Source organism: Microcystis sp. LE18-22.4A (assembly GCF_027531105.1).
In the GTDB taxonomy this organism is placed as follows: domain Bacteria; phylum Cyanobacteriota; class Cyanobacteriia; order Cyanobacteriales; family Microcystaceae; genus Microcystis; species Microcystis aeruginosa.
Window position 1 is genome coordinate 1 of record NZ_JAPZRB010000136.1, and the last position, 4,607, is coordinate 4,607.

Annotated in this window: 4 protein-coding genes; all 4 read left to right on the top strand. The window is 50.8% G+C overall.

What is annotated here, in order from left to right:
• Positions 1-607 precede the first annotated feature (607 nt).
• Positions 608-1,831 carry a M20 family metallopeptidase gene (locus tag O9295_RS06085; protein ID WP_288032342.1) on the top strand — a complete coding sequence of 408 codons (1,224 nt, stop codon included), beginning with the start codon at positions 608-610 and terminating at the stop codon, positions 1,829-1,831.
• Between the two features lie 79 nt (positions 1,832-1,910).
• Positions 1,911-2,798, top strand: coding sequence for an acetylglutamate kinase (gene argB, locus O9295_RS06090; RefSeq protein ID WP_190722400.1), 888 nt, complete (start codon positions 1,911-1,913; stop codon positions 2,796-2,798).
• A gap of 168 nt (positions 2,799-2,966) precedes the next feature.
• Positions 2,967-3,188: a DUF4327 family protein gene (locus tag O9295_RS06095; protein WP_002759020.1), complete on the top strand. Its 222-nt coding sequence runs from the start codon at positions 2,967-2,969 to the stop codon at positions 3,186-3,188.
• Between the two features lie 43 nt (positions 3,189-3,231).
• The gene (locus O9295_RS06100) at positions 3,232-4,452 is read left to right on the top strand and encodes an efflux RND transporter periplasmic adaptor subunit (protein ID WP_288032340.1); all 1,221 of its coding nucleotides are present in this window, start codon (positions 3,232-3,234) and stop codon (positions 4,450-4,452) included.
• Positions 4,453-4,607: the final 155 nt, after the last annotated feature.

Consider the following 4,607-nt stretch of genomic DNA (forward strand, 5'->3'; position numbering starts at 1 on the left):
GGGTGTGGGGTGTGGGGAGAAGGGAGTAGGGAGTAGGGTGTGGGGTGTGGGGAGTAGGGAGTAGGGAGTAGGGAGTAGGGAGTAGGGAGTAGGGTGTGGGGTGTGGGGTGTGGGGTGTGGGGAGAAGGGAGTAGGGAGTAGGGAGTAGGGAGTAGGGTGTGGGGTGTGGGGTGTGGGGTGTGGGGTGTGGGGTGTGGGGAGAAGGGAGTAGGGAGTAGGGTGTGGGGTGTGGGGTGTGGGGTGTGGGGTGTGGGGTGTGGGGTGTGGGGTGTGGGGTGTGGGGTGTAGGGTGTGGGGTGTGGGGTGTGGGGTGTGGGGTGTGGGGTGTGGGGTGTGGGGTGTAGGGTGTGGGGAGAAGGGAGAATAAATAAAGGCAATCTCCTGAATCCTGTCTCCTGTCTCCTGACGACCGACTCCTGTCTCCTGTCTCCTGTCTCCTGTCTCCTGTCTCCTGTCTCCTGTCTCCTGTCTCCTGTCTCCTGTCTCCTGTCTCCTGACGACCGACTCCTGTCTCCTGACGACCGACGACCGACGACCGACGACCAACGACCGACGACCGACGTTAAACTAGAAATCGGTGCTCAAAAAATCTAGCCGTCCGAACCCGATGATTTCCTCCTTTCCCGTTCCTAATAGCTTAAATTGCCCTCAAATTCGCCTTGCCATTCGTTGCCTGCAGCCGCAATTAGTCCACTGGCGCCGACAAATACACCAAAAACCAGAACTAGGCTTTCAAGAACATCTCACCGCCTCCTTAATCAGTCAAACCCTGACTAAATACGGAATTGAGCATCAAACCGGCATCGCCGGCACCGGAATTGTCGCCACCATCGAAGGCAGTCAACCGGGGCCAGTTTTAGCCCTGCGGGCCGATATGGATGCACTACCGATCGCCGAAGAAAACCAAGTCCCCTATCGTTCCCAACATCCGGGCCAAATGCACGCCTGTGGTCACGATGGCCACACAGCGATCGCCCTCGGCACGGCAGTTTACATAGCACAAAACCGTCACGATGTCAAGGGTACAGTAAAAATTATTTTCCAACCCGCCGAAGAGGGGCCGGGGGGGGCGAAACCGATGATCGAAGCGGGAGTGCTGAAAAATCCCGACGTGGACGGAATTATCGGGCTGCATCTCTGGAATAATCTGCCTTTAGGGACAGTGGGCGTGAAAAATGGTCCCTTAATGGCGGCGGTGGAATGTTTCGATCTCCAGATTCAAGGCCGGGGCGGCCACGGGGCAATTCCCCATCAAACCGTCGATTCACTACTGGTGGCGGCCCAAATCGTCAACGCCTTGCAAACCATCGTCGCCCGCAACCTCAACCCCCTCGATGCTGCCGTGGTGACTGTGGGCAAATTAGCGGCGGGAACCGCTAGAAACGTGATCGCCGATAGTGCTAATCTCAGTGGGACGGTGCGCTATTTCAATCCCCAGTTAGGGGGCTATTTCCGACAACGGATGGCAGAAATTATTGCGGGCATCTGCCAAAGTCAGGGGGCTAGTTATCAATTCGATTACTGGCAATTGTATCCCCCGGTAATCAATCATGATCAGATGGCGGAATTAGTGCGCTCAATCGCCGCACAAGTGGTGGAAACCCCGGCCGGAATCGTTCCCGAATGTCAAACCATGGGAGGGGAAGATATGTCCTTCTTTTTACAGGAAGTACCAGGCTGTTATTTCTTCTTGGGGTCTGCCAATCCCGAATTAGGATTAGCCTATCCCCACCATCATCCCCGCTTTGATTTTGATGAATCGGTGTTAGCGATGGGAGTCGAGATTTTTGTCCGTTGCGTCGAAAAATTCGGCAACTCTAGGACTTTCTAGAAATCCGTTCAAGGTGAACAGTTTTTGTCAAACCTGAAACCGCTAAACTGATCACTGAATCAGACGAGTAAAAAAACCCATGAATAATAATATCCAGGAAAACGATGCCCAACGGGTGAAAATCCTCAGCGAGGCCCTACCCTATATACAAGAATTTCGCGGTCGTACCGTAGTGGTTAAATACGGTGGTGCGGCCATGAATAACAGCGATATCAAAGACACGGTCATGCGAGATATCGTTTTTCTCTCCTGTGTGGGGGTTCGTCCCGTTATTGTCCACGGCGGCGGTCCAGAAATCAATAGTTGGCTGGATAAATTAGGCATTGAACCCCAATTTAAAGACGGTTTACGCGTCACCGATGCCGACACCATGGATGTGGTAGAAATGGTGCTGGTGGGACGCGTCAATAAAGAAATTGTTGCCCTGATCAATCAAGCCGGCGGTAAAGCGGTAGGATTATGCGGTAAGGATGGCAATCTGATCACTGCTCGTCCCGTGGGTAAAGAGGGCATTGGTTTTGTTGGAGAAGTCAGCAGTGTCGATACTAGCGTCGTCGAATCCTTGGTCAATAGTGGCTATATTCCCGTGATTTCCAGTGTGGCCGCCGATGAAACCGGCCAAGCTCATAATATCAATGCCGATACGGTAGCCGGAGAAATAGCGGCGGCTTTAGGGGCAGCTAAACTGATTTTGATGACCGATACAGCCGGAATTTTAGAGAATTACAAGGATCCTTCCACTTTATTGGCTAAATTAGATATCCAACAGGCCCGGGAGTTGATTCAAAAAGGCATCGTTGCCGGCGGGATGATTCCCAAAGTTGGCTGCTGCGTGCGATCGCTGGCCCAGGGAGTTCAGGCTGCTCATATTATCGATGGTCGTCTTCCCCACGCCCTTTTACTGGAAATTTTCACCGATCAAGGCATCGGTTCCATGATTGTGGCCTCCAGTTATACTAATCTATAGTAGTAATTACCGTACTTTTGGTTAAAAAGACTTGCCTAAAACCAGAGATCTGGTGTACAAGTAAGTTAATAAACGCGCTTCTCGCTCCTTTGTAATGGCAAAAGTCTTAGTCTTGAGTTAGTTTAGCCTGGAAGCGCAAAATCCGAAGTTTTCATAGCAATTGAATTTATGACCAAACAAGCTGTAGCTCACCCGATGGTGAAGTTTCAACGCAAGGTTAGCAAGTGGATAGATGCAAAAGTAGTCAAACCTAGCGATAGTATCTGGAAACTGGCTCTTTTATACGGAGATGAGTGGGGATACTGGAAGCAAGAGTTGCTCGATTTCGGTTTCTCCATGCAAGACCCTCTCAGCGAAGTGGTAGCGGTAGAAGCTTGGGACGAGGAATAAGCGACCATCGACTCAAAAGCCGCTTTCTACCAAGATGATCGCCATGGGATCGACTCCGATTATCCTTTCCGCTCTGGTTATCTTATCCTTAAGCGCGAGTTGTTCTCCCCAGACCGAAACCCAACCACCGCCACCGGCGGCCCGTACTACTACCGTCAACGTCACCAGGGCTAAACCGGCAACCATCGAACGCAATCTCGATTACACAGGAACCACCCGACCTTTAAAAGTCGTTTCTCTGCGATCGCAAGCCACGGGTCAGTTACTCAATCTCCTCGTCGATGTGGGAGATGAGGTGCAATTAGGGCAAATCCTCGCCCGTGTTGATGATCGTCTCCTCGCCACCGTTGTCCTGCAAGAAAAAGCCGCCTTGTCGGCCCTAGAAGCGGAATTAGCCCGGGCGAGAATTGAAGTCAGTAACGCTGAAATTGAAGTGGAGCGCCTACAACTACAATACCAACAGACCAAAAATGATGCCGAGCGCCTGCAAAAATTAGCCCTAGAAGGGGCGATTCCCCTGCAACAGGGCGAAACAGCCCAAACCACGGCGGCAGTAGCTTTAAAAGCCGTTAATAGCGGGCGATCAAGAATTAAAGTCGAGGAGCAGGTAGTGGCGGCAATTATCGGGAGAATTGCCGCCCAAAAATCGGTCATCGCTCAGGAACAACAACGTCAGGCCTACGCTATTCTTAAATCACCAGCGACGGGGATAGTTATCGAAAAACTGAAAGAGCCGGGGGATTTAGTCAGTATCGGCGATGAAGTCCTCAAAATTGGCGATTTTCAACAGGTCAAGGTGGTAGTATTGTTATCGGAATTGGATTTAAAAACGATTAATTTAGGACAAAAGGTTAATGTCAGCCTTGATGCTTTCGGTGAGAGAAATTTTTCCGGTCGCATCACCAGGATTTTTCCCCTGAGCCAAGGCACGGCCCGGCGGATTCCCGTGGAGATTGCTCTACCCAATGGGGATGGTTTAATCAAAGGGGGATTATTGGCCCGGGTACGGTTTAATAATAATTCTGCCCCTCAGGTGATTGTTCCCGAAACGGCAATTGTCGGTCAGGGGGAATCCTCGGCCATTTTCGTCCTTTCCGAGTCTAACTCGCAAGTAGAAAAACGTCCCGTTCGTCTCGGTCAAGCGCTTGACGGTCAAGTAGAAATTATCACTGGACTCGAACCGGGGGAGCGTTTCGTCGTTAATAGTAGTAAACCTTTGCAAAATGGTGAAAAAGTCCGGGTCAGTATCCTGAGTAATCCTTGAGCAAACCATTGGAGATAGTTAGTAAAAGTATAGTCAAATATAGACAGACTGAATTCCATTTCAGAAATTCCTTTCACTTTTACTTCGAGAGATTGATTCTCCTTGGGTGAACTACGCACCTCTCTATCCCATAGCGGTTAAACGCATTTGGGAAT